The 15,613-nt window shown below is 43.6% G+C and carries 16 protein-coding genes; 6 read left to right on the top strand and 10 right to left on the bottom strand.

Annotated features, from left to right (window positions below; all coding sequences use genetic code 11):
- Positions 1–410: hypothetical protein (locus PGY05_RS03935; RefSeq protein ID WP_270475388.1), on the top strand; the 410-nt coding region annotated here is incomplete at its 5' end.
- On the opposite strand, the gene PGY05_RS03940 is transcribed toward PGY05_RS03935, so the two are convergent.
- Positions 370–1,041, bottom strand: coding sequence for an HAD family hydrolase (locus PGY05_RS03940; RefSeq protein WP_270475389.1), 672 nt, complete (start codon positions 1,039–1,041; stop codon positions 370–372). The genes PGY05_RS03935 and PGY05_RS03940 overlap by 41 nt on opposite strands.
- Positions 1,041–1,202: a hypothetical protein gene (locus tag PGY05_RS03945; protein WP_008369991.1), complete on the bottom strand. Its 162-nt coding sequence runs from the start codon at positions 1,200–1,202 to the stop codon at positions 1,041–1,043. The genes PGY05_RS03940 and PGY05_RS03945 overlap by 1 nt, the downstream gene beginning before the upstream one ends.
- A 224-nt stretch (positions 1,203–1,426) precedes the next feature.
- On the opposite strand from PGY05_RS03945, the gene PGY05_RS03950 reads away from it, so the two are divergent.
- Positions 1,427–1,987, top strand: a complete 561-nt coding sequence (locus PGY05_RS03950) for a hypothetical protein (protein WP_195250059.1) — start codon at positions 1,427–1,429, stop codon at positions 1,985–1,987.
- A 192-nt stretch (positions 1,988–2,179) separates the two neighbouring features.
- On the opposite strand, the gene PGY05_RS03955 is transcribed toward PGY05_RS03950, so the two are convergent.
- From PGY05_RS03955 to PGY05_RS03975, 5 genes are all read right to left on the bottom strand, one after another.
- Complete coding sequence (locus PGY05_RS03955) at positions 2,180–3,040, bottom strand: deoxyribonuclease IV (RefSeq protein WP_270475390.1); 861 nt, start codon at positions 3,038–3,040, stop codon at positions 2,180–2,182.
- Positions 3,010–4,800 carry an aminopeptidase P family N-terminal domain-containing protein gene (locus tag PGY05_RS03960; RefSeq protein WP_008369981.1) on the bottom strand — a complete coding sequence of 597 codons (1,791 nt, stop codon included), beginning with the start codon at positions 4,798–4,800 and terminating at the stop codon, positions 3,010–3,012. Before PGY05_RS03960 ends, PGY05_RS03955 begins: the two co-directional genes overlap by 31 nt.
- Before the next feature lie 153 nt (positions 4,801–4,953).
- On the bottom strand, positions 4,954–5,217 hold the full coding sequence (locus PGY05_RS03965; RefSeq protein ID WP_270475391.1) for a hypothetical protein: 264 nt from the start codon (positions 5,215–5,217) through the stop codon (positions 4,954–4,956).
- A gap of 123 nt (positions 5,218–5,340) precedes the next feature.
- Positions 5,341–5,718: a DUF3783 domain-containing protein gene (locus PGY05_RS03970; RefSeq protein ID WP_055156200.1), complete on the bottom strand. Its 378-nt coding sequence runs from the start codon at positions 5,716–5,718 to the stop codon at positions 5,341–5,343.
- A gap of 12 nt (positions 5,719–5,730) precedes the next feature.
- Entirely contained in the window at positions 5,731–6,615 is an 885-nt protein-coding gene (locus PGY05_RS03975; protein WP_082424298.1) for a YitT family protein, read from the bottom strand.
- 218 nt (positions 6,616–6,833) lie between these two features.
- Between PGY05_RS03975 and PGY05_RS03980 the strand changes: the two genes are divergently transcribed.
- Positions 6,834–8,282: a 4Fe-4S dicluster domain-containing protein gene (locus PGY05_RS03980; RefSeq protein WP_022220021.1), complete on the top strand. Its 1,449-nt coding sequence runs from the start codon at positions 6,834–6,836 to the stop codon at positions 8,280–8,282.
- Positions 8,283–8,383: 101 nt separating this feature from the next.
- Here the strand turns inward: PGY05_RS03980 and fliB are convergent, their stop codons facing one another.
- Genes fliB through PGY05_RS03995 form a run of 3 tightly spaced genes read right to left on the bottom strand, consistent with a single transcriptional unit; the run spans position 8,384 to position 10,879 of the window.
- Positions 8,384–9,520 (bottom strand): flagellin lysine-N-methylase, encoded by a 1,137-nt coding sequence (gene fliB / locus PGY05_RS03985; RefSeq protein WP_022220020.1) that lies wholly within the window; start codon positions 9,518–9,520, stop codon positions 8,384–8,386.
- A complete protein-coding gene (locus PGY05_RS03990) occupies positions 9,521–10,162 on the bottom strand; it encodes an endonuclease III domain-containing protein (RefSeq protein WP_055156204.1) in 642 nt (213 codons plus the stop codon).
- Positions 10,163–10,177: 15 nt separating this feature from the next.
- The gene (locus PGY05_RS03995; protein WP_270475392.1) at positions 10,178–10,879 is read right to left on the bottom strand and encodes a helix-turn-helix domain-containing protein; all 702 of its coding nucleotides are present in this window, start codon (positions 10,877–10,879) and stop codon (positions 10,178–10,180) included.
- Between the two features lie 240 nt (positions 10,880–11,119).
- On the opposite strand from PGY05_RS03995, the gene pepT reads away from it, so the two are divergent.
- From pepT to pepV, 3 genes are read left to right on the top strand one after another with little or no spacing between them, the layout of a single operon-like run.
- The gene (gene pepT / locus PGY05_RS04000; RefSeq protein ID WP_195479639.1) at positions 11,120–12,340 is read left to right on the top strand and encodes a peptidase T; all 1,221 of its coding nucleotides are present in this window, start codon (positions 11,120–11,122) and stop codon (positions 12,338–12,340) included.
- 29 nt (positions 12,341–12,369) lie between these two features.
- Positions 12,370–13,869 carry a YfcC family protein gene (locus PGY05_RS04005; RefSeq protein WP_173692278.1) on the top strand — a complete coding sequence of 500 codons (1,500 nt, stop codon included), beginning with the start codon at positions 12,370–12,372 and terminating at the stop codon, positions 13,867–13,869.
- A gap of 27 nt (positions 13,870–13,896) precedes the next feature.
- A complete protein-coding gene (gene pepV / locus PGY05_RS04010; protein WP_195230183.1) occupies positions 13,897–15,273 on the top strand; it encodes a dipeptidase PepV in 1,377 nt (458 codons plus the stop codon).
- The last annotated feature ends 340 nt before the right edge of the window (positions 15,274–15,613 follow it).

Here is a 15,613-nt window from a genome sequence, read left to right on the forward strand (position 1 = left end):
AGATGGATAATTCCTTACTGGCTGTAAGGGATATTAACCATAAACATATTGTAGTAGAATGGAGAATACAAAAAATGAACTTATTAGAAGAATTCAAAAAAAATCCCGGATTCGTCTACCGAATCGGGACTGATTACTATTATATAGGAAAATGGATCTGCAAGCCATGCACAGACGAAGCTGTTACAGACTGCCATGCCATGTATGAAATGTGCATCCAGGCAAAAGAACAGGCAAACGCAGCCCTTTATTTTCAGAAGCTGCGTGCCTACAGTGAATTTGCCCTAGACATTCCATACAATCCGGCAAAGATCCTTCAGTACCAGACCGCTCTTGTCGAAGCACTTTCCGATGCTGATATCCAGTCTCTTACCGACCAGCTTCGGCATTTTCACGATCAAGCATCTTAATCACATCCAGAAGTGTAGGATACACATACCGGCATAATCCTCTCACTTCTTCATCCGGCTGTGCAAGATCCGGGATCATCACCGGGATCATACCCGCAGCCGAAGCCGAGCGGATTCCTGCCGGTGCATCTTCAAGCGCAATACTATGTACCGGCTCTGTGCCGATCGCCTCGCACGCTTTGAGGTAAATTTCCGGATCCGGCTTTGCATGTTTCACCGAATCGCCAAAAACCCCGCCATCAAAATATTTCCACAAACCGACTTTCTCAAGAGATGCCTTTGCGTGGATCTCTCTGGAGGACGTCGCAAGTCCGACCTTGTATCCGTGTTCCTTCGCATAGATAAGAAGCTCCCTTGCTCCCTCTTTTACGCCGATCCCTTCTTTGTCACAAATGCCGTAATACTTCTCCCGCGTCAGCTCATTAAACTTGTCCATCGGAAAATCTTCGCCATATACACTTTTAAAATACTGCTCTCTGCGGACTACATTGAATCCCAGCGTATGATAAATATGCTCCCCGATCCGTCCGTATCCGAGCTTCTCTCCTGCATAATTCCAGGATCTCTGCACAACACGTTCCGAATCAAGGAGCAGTCCGTCCATATCAAATACCAGTGCTTCTACCTTCATCAGAATTCAATTCCCTTTCCGAGGGCATCTTTTAAATACGTGGTTACGTCTTCCAGTTTTTCCAGAATTTCTTCACGTTCTTCCCACTCTTCGCCGGTCATATCTTTGCTGACCAGTGCCTGCTTGACATCTTTTAATTTTTTGATCAAATCTTCTGTCATAGTAAATCCCCCTTTTCTTATCAATTACTGTTTTTCTATAAATTTATTTTACCGATATTGTCAGCAAATTTCAACAGTTCATCCGAAAATGTAAACAAATCTTAACATTCACCGCTATAAAAAACTCTTAGCTAACTTCCATTTTTCTACTTCCATTATATAGCAAATGTGCTATAATAATTCAGTATGTAAAAAAGTGTTATATTCATAAGGGGATTAAGAAATTGGATGACAACAAATTAGAAGCAAAACTGCTGAAGATTAAAGCGCTTGCCGAACGGGGAGAAGGTGGCGAGAAAGAGGCCGCCATCAAAATGTATCATAAGCTTCTGAAGAAGTATGATATTGATGAAAAAGCATTACAAAAAGACAAGCTCAGCAAGCACTGGTTTACATATGAGACAGATATCGAGGAAAATCTTCTGGTCCAGATTTTTTACATGGTGACCGGAGATCCCGAATATTTCCGCCGGACAAGCCGTACACGCGGAACCCAGTGCGGATGCATATGTACCGATTTTGAGAAAACTGAAATTCGTTTTTATTTTGAATTTTACAAAGATGCACTCAATCAGGAACTGGAAGCCTTTTTGATGGCTTTCAAATTAAAAAATCATCTGTTTCCGGATGAAAGTGCAAGATGCTTTGTTCCTGAGGAAGAGGAAGAGATATCAGAAATGCTGTTAAAAGCGCAGAAATTTGCAGAAGATATTGATAAGTCCAACCCGGTTCGCCGGATTGCATCTGCCGATCTTTCTGCTGATCCGAATGCACTGGAATCATAGGTATATACGCCGTTCTTTTGCGATATGCATTATAGCAAAAAAGCTGTTCTTAAAACAGGAGGGTATGACTCATATTAAATCATACCCTCCTGTTTTGATTTCTTGCGCTGTATCTGTGATAAAACTTATCTTCTGTACAATCTATAGCCTGCCGATACCGCCTTAACAACTCTTTTCCATCTGTCTGACCGCCTAGGCAAGATCCCGAAGCCTTGCAATTTCTTCTTTATGCCCCGCATCATCCAGTGGCGTTTCCAGATAAAACGGCAGATCTTTTAATTTCGGGTGACGCATGACATTTAAAAGCGCCTCCATCCCGATCTCTCCGCCGCCGATCATCGCATGCCGGTCTTTTCTTGAACCAAATGGCATCATACTGTCATTTAAATGAATCGCTCTCAAAAGCTCAAGTCCAAGTACTTTGTCAAACTCTTCCAGCACCCCGTCCAGATCATTAACAATATCATATCCTGCTGCAAACACATGACAGGTATCCAGACAGATTCCGATCCGCTCCGGATGTGATACCCCGTCGCGGATTGCTTTCAGCTCTTCAAATCTCCAGCCAATCTCTGTCCCTTTTCCGCTCATTGTCTCAAGCAGAACCGTAATATTCTCTTTTCCGGTAATCGCCTGGTCAAGCCCCGCAATGATATTCTGAATTCCTGCTTCTGCGCCAATTCCGGTATGGCTTCCCGGATGAAACACCAGATTCTCAATCCCCAGTCTGTCCATCCGCGTCACATCTTCCCGGATCACCGTGCAGGCGAATTCATACACCTCCGGCTTCGCACTCGCCAGATTCATCGTATAAGGTGCATGCGCCAGAATCGCTCCAAAACCGGCCTCTCTCCTGATCCTCTGAAACTCCTCCGCTTCCTTCACCGTCGGATCCTTATAATTCGATCCCCGCGGATTCCTGCTGAAAATCTGCATCGTATCTGCATTCATCTTCACCACATTCTCTGCAGTCTTCACAATCCCTTTCGCAATCGACATATGTGTTCCTATTACCATATTTATTAGATCGCTCTCGTATACTTCTTCAGCCATTCTTTCTCTTCATCATTCAGATAAGGAGACACCTTCTCATATACAGTTGCATGATAAGTATTCAGACGTTCCTTGTCTTCTGCATTCATGATATCCGGATTGATCGCATCCAGGTCAAATGGCACATAAGTAATCGGTTCAAAATACAAGAATTCTCCATACTCATTCTTCTCGCCTTCACAAACAAGCAATTCATTTTCCAGACGCACACCGTGAGATCCTTCGATGTAGATTCCCGGTTCATCCGTAATGACCATACCTGGCTGGAATGCATCAGACTCACCGGCTCTGTAAGTATAACGGAAGCCTGCCGGTCCCTCGTGGATGTTCAGAAGGTATCCAACCCCATGTCCTGTTCCGTGATTGAAGTCCAGTCCTCTGTCCCAAAACGGCTTTCTTGCCAGATAATCAAAGTTCATTCCGCAGCAGCCTTTCTTGAAGATCGGACTTGCAAGGTTCAGGTTACTGATCGCAACCAGTGTAAAATGATCTTTCATGATCTGTGAAACTTCTCCAAAAGCATATGTTCTGGTGATATCAGTAGATCCTTCGTAGAATCCTGCTCCTGTATCCGTCATCAGGAAAGTTCCCTCATGAAGCTCTACATTGGTCTCCGGTGAAGAAGAATAGTGTACGATCGCACTGTGCTCCCCGAATGCAGAGATCGGTCCGAAGCTTGGACGGATAAATCCACCCATCTCGGCACGGAACTCATCCAATTTGTCAGAAGCGCTCATCTCTGTGATCGTCTCTTTGCCAACATTTTCTTTCAGCCATTTCATAAATCTGACATGAGCCACGCTATCCTTGATCTCAGCGATACGGATATTTTCGACCTCTGTCGGATTCTTTACACATTTGAATAAGATCGCCGGATTTCTCTCTTCCACTTTCTTCACATTCTCCGGAATGTTCTTGTAAAGTGCAAAGTTCAGTCTTCCCGGATCTACCATCAGGACTTCTTCTGCTGCAACCTTCTTGATGTCCTCATAAATATCATTGTATGGGTGCAGAATGACCCCGTCTGCTGCAAGATGTGCTTTGATCTCATCGCTTAATTTTTTCTCATTCACAAAAAGATCCACTTTGTCCATTCTGATCACTGCATAGGTCAGAACCAACGGAAAATATTCTACGTCATTTCCACGAATGTTCAGTGTCCAGCAGATGTCATCCAGTGTGGTAAGAACGTGTGCTGTCGCACCTGCTTCTTTCATTGCTGCACGTGTACGTGCAAGCTTGCTCTCCACAGTCTCTCCTGTGTATTTCTGTTCCAGTTCAAATACCGGCTCTTCTGAAAGAATCGGACGGTCTTCCCATACTTCATCGATCAGATCATATGCATAAACGACCTTTCCGTTCTTCTCAGATGCGATCTTCTCGTATTCTTCTCCTTCTGTTACAGAAACAACACGTCCATCAAATCCTACAGTTTCGCCTTCTGCCAGAGCTGTTTCCAAATATTCCCCAATCTTCGGAACGCCCGGCTGTCCCATCTTCATCAGTTCTACTGTTGTTCCCTCCAGCTGCTTTGCCGCCTGGATAAAGTATCTTCCGTCTGTCCACAGGCGTGCTTCTGTCTTTGAAACCACTGCTGTTCCTGCAGATCCCGTAAATCCGGTAATATACTCTCTTGCTTTAAAATGCTCCCCCACATATTCGCTCTGATGAAAATCTGCAGTCGGAATAATATAAATATCTATTCCCTTTTCCTGCATTTTTGCACGCAATTTTTCAAGTCTTTCCGGTATTGTAGACATTTTAAAAAACCTCCTTTAATTTTTCCATTCTCTGACCATTATAACCCGTAAACTTTTGAAAAGCAACCTAAGAAAAGGAATCGGATTCAGCAAGACTAACTTACCTGTTCCAACTCCCTTTTCTATCCTCACAATCTGCCATTAGCAGACACTTTATCTCTCGAAATAATATCCGTCAAAAGAATATTTGTACACTCTGTATATAAATTTTTCCACATCCATCGTGTAAGATGCAATCAAGTTATGTTCTGCATCATACTCCGCAAAGACTCCTGCAAATCCGCTGTCAATCACATCATTTTCATTGACCAGATATTTATAATAATAAGATGTCTCTCCGTCTTTTGCTGTATTCGCGGTAAGCCCGATTGATGACCAGTCAAACTCCGGATTGGAAATACTCTTCCTCTTTTCCAAGAAGTGACGACATATGATCTTCGGTCCACTCCGTTGTACTCGCACCGGCTTCCGTGCTGGTTGTTTTTTCAGCTGACTTTTTTGCCCTGACAGCCTTCGCTCCGATGTGATTTTTCTGTGAAATCAGGACTGATGCATTGCTGCATGCTCCTTTTCCAGTTCTTTAAAAAGTTCCGGCACAGTCCACTGACTGTTTGTGTCTGTTAGAACCGCTTTATAATCAATACGTTTCATACCCTTCTTTCGCATCATAAATAAAATCTGATCCAGATGGCTGCCTGTCACTCCGGCAAATACCATCATCTCATCTGCCAGCTCTTCACCCTCATAAATCCTGTCTGTCTCTGACGCTTCTTTCATTCCGGCAAGTACACCAACCGTCTGAAAATACTCTTCTTTTTTTATCAGCCGCACCCGAATCCTGAGTGACATACAGATCATCTGCAGCTCCTGCGCACGCTTCTTATCTTTTATATTAAATAATAATACTGTTTCTCTCATAAATTTCCTCGACTACTCCGCTTTTCTCAAACGGTTCTTTTTATGTTTATTCCACTCTCCGATTACCTCACTGACAGTTGATACCGTAACAAACGCACTCTGGTCTGTCTCATGGATAAATGCAAGAAGCTTTGCATATTCACTCTTTTCCAGAATTGTAACCACTTCTGTCTGTTCCTGATTGCCCAGTCCTCCGACTGCCGGATAAAGAGTCGCCCCTCTGTGCAGCTCATGTACAACAAACTGCTGGATCTCCGGATATTTCTTTGACAGGATACACACCCTCTTACGGATACTGAAACCATCGATAAAATTATCCAGAACAATCCCATAAAGATAAGTTCCCAGAAGGCTCACTACCAGTGTCTTTCTGTCGTAGACAAGGATAGACGTCGCAGCGGTCACAAATCCTGCGATCGTAAGACTCTTTCCAATTTCAAAATGCAAATATTTATTTAAAACTTTTGCAACAACATCAAGCCCACCAGAAGATGCATTGACATTAAACAAAATCGCCTGTCCAATGCTGATCACCAGAATATGGCACAGCATATTGATAAACATATCATCCGTGAGCGGCGGAACATCTGGTGTCACTGTTTCAAAAATACGCAGATAAACCGGGAGCATTAAAGATGTAATGACCGTCTTACCTCCGAATTCTTTTCCGACAAACACAATCCCTATGATCAGAAGTGCTACATTTAGAATCATCGTCATCGTCGAAACCTTCAGCGGAATAAAATTTGCCAGAACCATGACAAGTCCCGAAATACTTCCCACAACAAAGGAATTCGGCATCATCAGATAATACACTGATGCCGATACAATAAACATTCCTACCGTGATCGTTGCATACTCTTTCAATATGTTTTTTGCTTTGTTCTTCTCTTTCAATTTTCTTTCCTCTCTTTCATACCGGTGCCTCTTATTTCCCCAAATATGCGGCACACTATATTTTCCAACATAGCATGTTCATCATAACATACTTCTCATCAAACTTCTACGCTATGTTTCTCATTAAAAACATGAAATCTTCTTTCCATTTATAGTAGTTTCAATTATAATAAAGGAAGAGTGAATTTTTTAACAATTTAGAGAAGAGAGGGTTTATTATGAATGCTGATGGAAACGTAATCAAAATCAAACATGACGTACTGTTCGAAGTAGCAAAGCTTGCTTTTGCAGGTGAACTTGAAGAACAGCGTGATCACCTCCCGCTGAAGCTTATTCCGGGACCGACCCCGCAGTTCCGCTGCTGTATCTACAAAGAGCGTGAGATCATCCGCCAGAGAATCCGCCTCGCAGAAGGCAAAGCTCCGGGACCGGAAGATGATGGCAATATCATCCAGGTTATTTCTTCTGCCTGCGAAGACTGTCCGATCTCCAGCTACACAGTAACAGAGAACTGTCAGAACTGTCTTGGAAAGGCATGTATCAATGCCTGTAAGTTTGGGGCAATTGAACCGGGACATTACCGTTCCCACATTGACGCATCCAAATGTAAAGAATGTGGTCAGTGCGCCAAAGCCTGTCCGTACAATGCCATTGCACATTTAAAACGTCCGTGTAAATTCAGTTGTCCGGTCGATGCGATCACCTACGACGAGCATGGCATTTCCATAATCGACAAAAACAAATGTATCCGCTGCGGTAAATGTATCCACAGCTGTCCATTCGGTGCAATTGCTTCCAAAACATTTATTGTTCCGGTAATCAATGCTTTAAGAGAAGGCAAACACATCTACGCAATGGCTGCTCCTGCCACAGAAGGTCAGTTTGGTGCTGACATTACCATGGAAAGCTGGCGCAAAGCAATGAAAGAGCTCGGATTCGTAGATTTCTACGATGTAGGACTCGGTGGAGATATGACTGCTGCTTACGAAGCTGAAGAATGGGCTGAAGCTTACAAAGAAGGACAGAAAAAAGTAACCTCCTGCTGCCCTGCATTTGTAAATATGGTTCGCCTGCATTACCCACAGCTTGCTGACAATATTTCAACAACTGTTTCTCCGATGTGTGCAATTTCCCGTATGATCAAAGCACAGGATCCGGAAGCGATCACTGTATTTATCGGACCTTGCCTTGCTAAGAAATCCGAAGTTGTCGATCAGCAGATCGAAGGAAATGCAGATTATGTTCTTACATACAGCGAGATCCGTGCGATCATGAAAGCAAAAGACGTTGAACTCGAGGCCTGTCCGAACGACAACCAGACCGCTTCTACCTTCGGAAAACGCTTTGCAAATTCCGGCGGTGTAACAGCAGCCGTTCTGGAAAGTCTGAAAGAATCTGACAACTGCATCGATGCGAAAGTCTGTCGTGCAAATGGTTCTCAGGAATGTAAGAAAGCCCTCCTTCTCATGAAGGTTGGACGTCTTCCGGAAGACTTCATCGAAGGCATGGCATGTGACGGCGGATGTGTCGGCGGTCCAAGTTCATTCAATGACCAGATGGCTTCCAAGAAGAACCGTGATGCCTTGATCTCTCAGGCTGACGATCGTGGAATTCTTGATAATCTGAAGAATTACGATATGGATAAGTTCTCTATGCATAGAGACTAAAATTATAAGGGCGTATGAAAAATGAGAAATCATTTTTCATACGCCCTTTTTAACAAAAATTCTTATTCAAATGCATCAAAAATCGTGCAGGCATCTATTTATTATCCCCTATACCACGGCAGCCTGTCCCGCAGCATCATCTTTTCCATCCGCTCCAGATTCTTATCCGAATGCTCAATCTCCCGCGAATACCGGTACACCAGCTCTACGATCTCTTCTGGTGTAAGCTCTCCTTCATTTTTTATCCACCGTGCTTTCCACAGCTCATAAATATGGAAAGTACTTATTACTGCCATCTGCACCTTCGCATAAATCCTTCCATCATAAACTGCGCCACAGAAATAAGTGAAAATGAAATACACCAGCAGCTGCTCTGCCTGGATCTGGATATTGCTCTCTTCCTTCGCCCACCTCTTAAAGTCAGACGAGATTCCTTTATACGCATCTGCTCCATGTGAATACAGAAGTTCTTCGCTCTCCATCAGAAGCATATCCCAGTCCTCACGTAGAAGTTCCAATTCATAAAGTTCCCGGAACATCTTATGCGCCATCTCCCATCTTTCCTGCACAGACGGCTTTTCTTCTTTCCAAAGTTTCCGTACAAACTTTCTGGCACTCTTTGTCTGATAACGTTCAATGACTTCCTCGCAGGAAAATAACTGTTCCCGGTTAAATCTGCCCTGCAGATCATGCGCCATTCCAAGAATCAGTCCCACTCTTATTTTTAATGAATGCTCCCGGTCCTGCAGAATTCCAAGCATTGCATCTCTCGCATCTACAAGCATAGAATACAGAAACGGATCAAATTCCTCGTATTCCTCTTCTCCTTCTTTTTCATAAGTAAGAAAACGGACCGGCTTTTTCTTCTCCATCAAAATCCTTGCCACCTCCGGACAGGATACCGACAGGGTAATCTCCCGTACATCCTCAAACTCCTCGACATGTCTCGGATACAGGCGGCAGGTTTTACACAGACTTTTCTCTCCGAGATTCGCATACATCTCACACAGATTACAGTCATTTAAAAATGCACATCGCTTTTCTTTATCCTGCCTGAAAATGCCACGGATCCAGTCCACGGATTTCAACATCGTAAACCGGAATTTTCCTTTCACATGCTTATATTTATTCAGTGATTTTTTGTCAATTACAATCTTCCACCCTGCACAACAGGTATCTTCACATTTGTCTGCGATGCAGGTGAATTCTTTATAATAATCCGGAATTGTATATTGCATTTATTTTTCTACCCCAACCTTCTTACAGATATCCGCCAGACAGCATCTGTCACAGTGCGGCTTCGTCCTTGCCGTACAAACTTCTCTTCCGTGGTACACCAGTCTGTGACAGAAATCGCTTCCTTCCTCCGGCGGAACCAGCTTCCAGAGTTCCATCTCTACTTTCTTTGGATCCTTAATCCCGTCTACCAGTCCAATACGGTTCACCAGACGGATACAATGGGTATCCGTTACGATCGCAGGCTCACCAAATACATCTCCCATGATCAGGTTCGCGCTCTTTCTCCCAACACCTGGCAGCTTTAAGATCGCATTAAAATCCTTCGGAATCTTTCCGCCATACTCATCCCGAAGCATCTTCATACAGGCACTGATATCCCGTGCCTTACTTTTCCCAAGTCCACAAGGACGTACAATCTCTTCGATATTATTTACATCTGCTTCTGCAAGTGCCTCTACTGTCGGATATTTTGCAAATAAACCTTCTACGACTACATTTACCCTTGCATCCGTACACTGTGCCGCAAGACGCACACTGACCAGAAGTTTCCATGCCTGATCATAATCCAGAGTACAGTCTGCATCCGGATATTCCTTTCTTAAGCGTTCTATTACTTCCAATGTTCTCTGTTTCTTTGTCATCTTTTTTATCCTTCTTTATCTCATATTTTGTATAGTAAGATAATTCATCTGCTTCATTAGTTTAAGATCTTCTTTGTTAAATGCAAGAAGATTCATAAGCTTTTCTTTATTTACAATTTCTTTTTCCGAAATCACTGCTTTAAAGGTCACCGGAAGCATCGTATAATTAGAGAGACCGGACACCAGTGCCAGCTGCTGTCCCGGATTCACCAGATTATTTACACAGGAGATCATGATATGTTCTGATTTCAGAGCCTGGTTATGAAGCATATAGGTTCCGATAAATCCTTCCTTTTCATACTCACCAGTATAAAGTCCGCCACATTCCCCCGGTTCTTTGACCTCACTTACATCATTAAACAAATGCACTTTATATTTGTTATTCTTTCCTTCCACCGCCTGCTGTTCAATCACACTTTTGACAATTACTTTTCCAATCCCGTCATAGCTGTACATGTACAATTTTTCAATCGTCTCCACATAAGTACATTCTTCCTCTTCCTCAGCAATCTCATCTCCGATAATTGCAAGAGGTGACACCTTAAAAATCTTAGACAATTCAAGAAATGTCGAAATATCCAATGAAATATCCCCTTTTTCGTATTTAGAAACTGTTGACACACTCTTATGCAGTCTTACAGCAAGTTCTTTCAGCGTCATATTATATGCCATCCGGTATTTTCTAATATTACGCCCTACCTTCTCATCTACATTCATACCAATTTTCTTTCCTTTAAATCAATTTTTTTATGATATGTGCATAAACTTTAACGCATTTCCCCAATTTTCTAGTATGCACCATATTTTTTCTCTTCTTTCAATAATAACACGTCTGATTTTTTCGTGTCAATAAAACGCACCTCTTTTGTCTTTTCTGATTTACCCGGATAAAATGATAGCATAAAAACACAAGCCACGGAGTCATCCGTATGACAAATATGTGGAAGGAGAATGCAAATGAAAGTAGAAAAAAGGTTACTCAAATACATCGCAATCAAAACACCATGCGATGAAAACAGCGATACAGTTCCAACCTCTCAGTGTCAGTTTGATCTTGCAAGAATCCTTGCTGATGAACTGAAAGAACTCGGACTTGACAAGGTTGTTCTGGACGATAAATGCTTCGTTTATGGAATCCTTGCAGCAACACCAGGATATGAAAATAAGAAAAAACTTGGATTTATCGCACATATGGATACTGTACCAGAATTTTGCGAGGCAGAAATCCATCCGGTCTGTACACCAGATTATGACGGATGTGATCTCGTTCTCGGAGACAGTGGACGTGTTCTTACAACCAAAGATTTCCCGCATCTGAAAGGATTAAAGGGACGTACACTCATCACTTCCGATGGAAATACCATCCTCGGAGTTGACGACAAAGCCGGTATTGCTGAAATCATGCAGCTTCTTGAGATCCTGATCACAGAAAAGATTCCGCACGGACAGATCAGTGTCGCATTTACACCGGACGAAGAATGTGGAAGCGGCGCTGCACATTTTGATTTTGATACTTTTGACGCAGAGGTTGCCTATACGCTGGACGGGGACGGCGAAGGCGAGATCCAGTATCAGAACTTCAATGCATGCGAAGCAAAATTTGAGATCAATGGCAAAAATGTACATCCGGGTTCTGCAAAAGATGTGATGATCAATGCCGTTCTCATTGCCGCAGATATCAACAATATGCTCCCAAGATTCGAGATTCCGCGTCATACCGAACAGTATGAAGGATTCTACCATCTTCTGAGCATACACGGAGATGAAGGGCATGCCGTATCCGAATACATCATCCGCGACCACGACAGCGCAAGCTTTGAAGCCCGCCGCAATACGCTCCGCCATATCGAAAAGATCTTAAATGAGCTCTGGGGCGAGGGTACAGTCACACTGACACTTACCGATGAATACCAGAACATGGAATGTATCATCAAAGATCACATGTATCTGATTGATTATGCTAGAGAGGCCTGTGCGAAAGCAAATGTTCCGGAGGATATTTCTCCAATCCGCGGAGGTACAGACGGCTGCAAGCTTTCCTTTAAAGGTCTTCCTTGCCCGAACCTTGGAACAGGCGGACACGGATATCACGGACCACTGGAGCACGTCACCATCGAAGGTATGGAAGCAGCTGTCCGTGTCATTGTAGAACTTGTAAAAATCTTTGCAAATGAGTAAATACCAAATAGGAAACGGAGATACTGATTATGAAAAAGAAAAAAATATCTTTCCCTTCTGCGCTCACTGTATTATTTATCGTCCTTATTTTCGCTGCAATTTTAACTGCAGTGGTACCGGCAGGGCTTTATTCCAAATTAACGTACAACGCAGACCATGATGTATTTGAAATCACAACACCGGAAGGTGAAGTGACAGAAATGGCTCCTACCCAGGAATCCCTGGACGAGCTGGGTGTTACCGGAAACTTAAATAAATTCCTTGATGGAAGTATCAGCAAACCGATCGCTGTTCCTGGAACCTACGAGAGAGTCGATCAGGAACCGCAGGGCGTATTTAAAATCCTCCTTGCAGCAATCAGTGGTGTTTACGATACCATTGATATTATCCTTTTTGTATTTATCCTCGGCGGATGTATCGGTGTCCTGAATTATATGGGTGCATTCAATGCGGCAATCGCAGCACTTTCCAAAGTCACCAAGGGCAAAGAATATATCCTGATCATCCTGATCACGATCATTATCGCAGCCGGTGGAACTACCTTCGGTCTTGCAGAAGAAACCATTGCACTTTACCCGATCCTTGTACCGGTATTCCTTGCAGCCGGATATGATGTTATGGTTTGTATCGCTGCAATTTACATGGGATCTTCTATCGGAACCATGTTCCCGACCATCAACCCGTTCTCTGTCGGAAACGCATCCAATGCAGCCGGAATCAGCCTTGCTGACGGTATGGGAATCCGTGGTGTTGCTCTGGTACTCGGCACTCTGATCACTTTGATCTACATCCTTCGCTATGCAAAGAAGGTAAAAGAAGATCCTACAAAATCAATCTGTTACGACCAGTATGAACATCATATGCAGAAATTCGGTCATCAGGGCGAGGTTCCTGAATTTACCGGAAAAATGAAGCTTTCCCTCCTCGTATTCGGCGTATCCTTCGGTGTGCTTGTATGGGGACTTGTAGCTCAGGGCTGGTGGTTCGACAACATGACTGCCCTCTTCCTTGCCTGCGCGATCCTGCTTGCATTTACTTCAGGAATCGGCGAAAAGAACTTTATGGATCAGTTTATCGGCGGTGCCGCTGACCTGATGGGCGTAGCTCTGGTAGTCGGTGTGGCACGTGGTATCAACATCATTCTGGAAGACGGTATGATTTCTGACACCATCCTGGAATTCTTCTCAGGTGCGATCAGTGGAATGAATCCGATCGTATTCATCATCTTGATGATGCTTGTATTTATCGTACTCGGATTCTTTATTTCCTCTTCCTCAGGGCTTGCAGTTCTGTCCATCCCGATCATGGCTCCGCTTGCCGACACCGTAGGTGTTTCAAGATCAGCAATCGTATCTGCTTATGCATACGGTCTTGGTCTGATTTCTTTCATCACACCAACCGGTCTGATCCTTGCATCCCTTGCGATGGTGGATGTTACTTATGATAAATGGCTGAAATTCATCATGCCGCTGATGGGTATGACTACCGTCTTCAGTGCGATCATGCTGATCATTCAGTTATATGTATAAGCTTCTTGCATAAGGAGGTAAACTCTTATGGATTTTGAAAAACAAATACAGACAGACCGTGAAAGTCTGATCCAGGATATTATGAAACTGGTGTCCATAGACAGCGTGGAAACCGCACCGGATGCAGGAATGCCTTTCGGTGCAGGCGCTGCCAAAGCACTTGACTGCTTTCTCGAAACGGCAGAATCCATTGGTCTTAAAACAGAAAATTTTGATCACTATGCCGGACACGCAGATTATGGGGATCAGGAAGAAACTCTCGGAATCCTCGGTCATGTTGACGTGGTTCCATGCAGTGGCAGCTGGGTATGTGATCCGTTTAAACCGGAAATCATTGACGGAAAGCTGTATGGTCGTGGCGTACTTGATGATAAAGGTCCTCTTCTTGCCTGCCTCCATGCAGTCAAGATTTTAAAAGAAATGGGTGTGCCACTCAGCAAAAAAATCCGTTTTATTGTAGGTGCGAATGAAGAGACAGACTGGAAATGCATGGACTATTATTTCAACAAGAAAAAGATCCCTGCTCCACAGATGTCCTTCACACCGGATGCAGTATTCCCACTTATTTACGCTGAAAAAGGCGTCTTTCAGTATCAGCTTGTAACCGATGTCTCAGAGGATATCACTTTATCCGGTGGAAATGCATTTAACGCAGTCGCAGACCATGCTTCCGTCCTGCTTCCTCTCGAACTGGAAACCGTGATCCGCAAGAGCCTGCTCTCCTGGGAGACACAGACCAGATGCCATTTCACAGTAGAAAATGCAGGTGCATCCCTCCGGCTGACCGCAGAAGGTTTTGCCGCACACGCAGCACATCCTTCTACCGGAATCAATGCGATCAGCGGACTGATGTCAGCTTTATCTGAGCTTTCTCCGGAAAATGAGTTGGCAAGGATTGCCACATTTTACATGGAGCACATTGGTTTTGACCTGACCGGAAAGGGACTTGGAATCGATCTTACAGATGAGATCTCCGGCAGATTAAGTTTCAATGTCGGAAAGGTTGAAGTATGCGATCATAAGGTGATTTTCTCCATCGACAACCGTGTACCGGTTACTTACCAGTGCGCCCAGGTTCAGGAGCTCATTCAGAAACAGCTTATCGGTTCCGGATTCCGTTTTGAGAACCCATATGCAACTGAATCCATCCACGTACCTGAGGATTCTTTCCTAGTTCAGACTCTGATGGAATCCTACCGCAATGTCACCGGTGATATGTCCGCAAAACCTCTGGTAGACGGTGCCTGCTCTTACGCAAGAGCACTGGATAACTGTGTCGCTTTCGGCGCACTCCTCCCAGACCAGCCTGATCTGATGCATCAGACAAATGAATGTCTGGAGCTGGATAAACTGGATCTCTGGATGAAGATTTATCTGGATGCAATCTACCGGCTTGCAAAATAAACAATAACGTACAACTAAGAGAGAATAACGTAATGCTTTTGTTATTTTTTACGTTATTCTCTCTTTTTTTGTTCATTTTTTGTTTATTATGTATATTTTCTATCCATTTCACATACAAATTCGATGACATCCCAGAACATTTATGGTATAATTTAGAAAATCTAATTACTTATTTGTTAAGATACCAGGGTCAAAAGGTCAGAAAGCCGATGCAAGCTTACTTGCAAGAGGATTTTTGACCTCTTGACCCGCCAAAAACATGAGTAAGTAGCCATTTTTCAAAGAAAAATGAGTGGATTACGAATGTTTTTGAGGATTGCGAGAGTGCAAAGCACGTAGC

It is taken from the genome of Coprococcus sp. AF51-11b1, assembly GCF_027682785.1.
Taxonomy (GTDB): Bacteria; Bacillota; Clostridia; order Lachnospirales; family Lachnospiraceae; genus Allocoprococcus; species Allocoprococcus comes.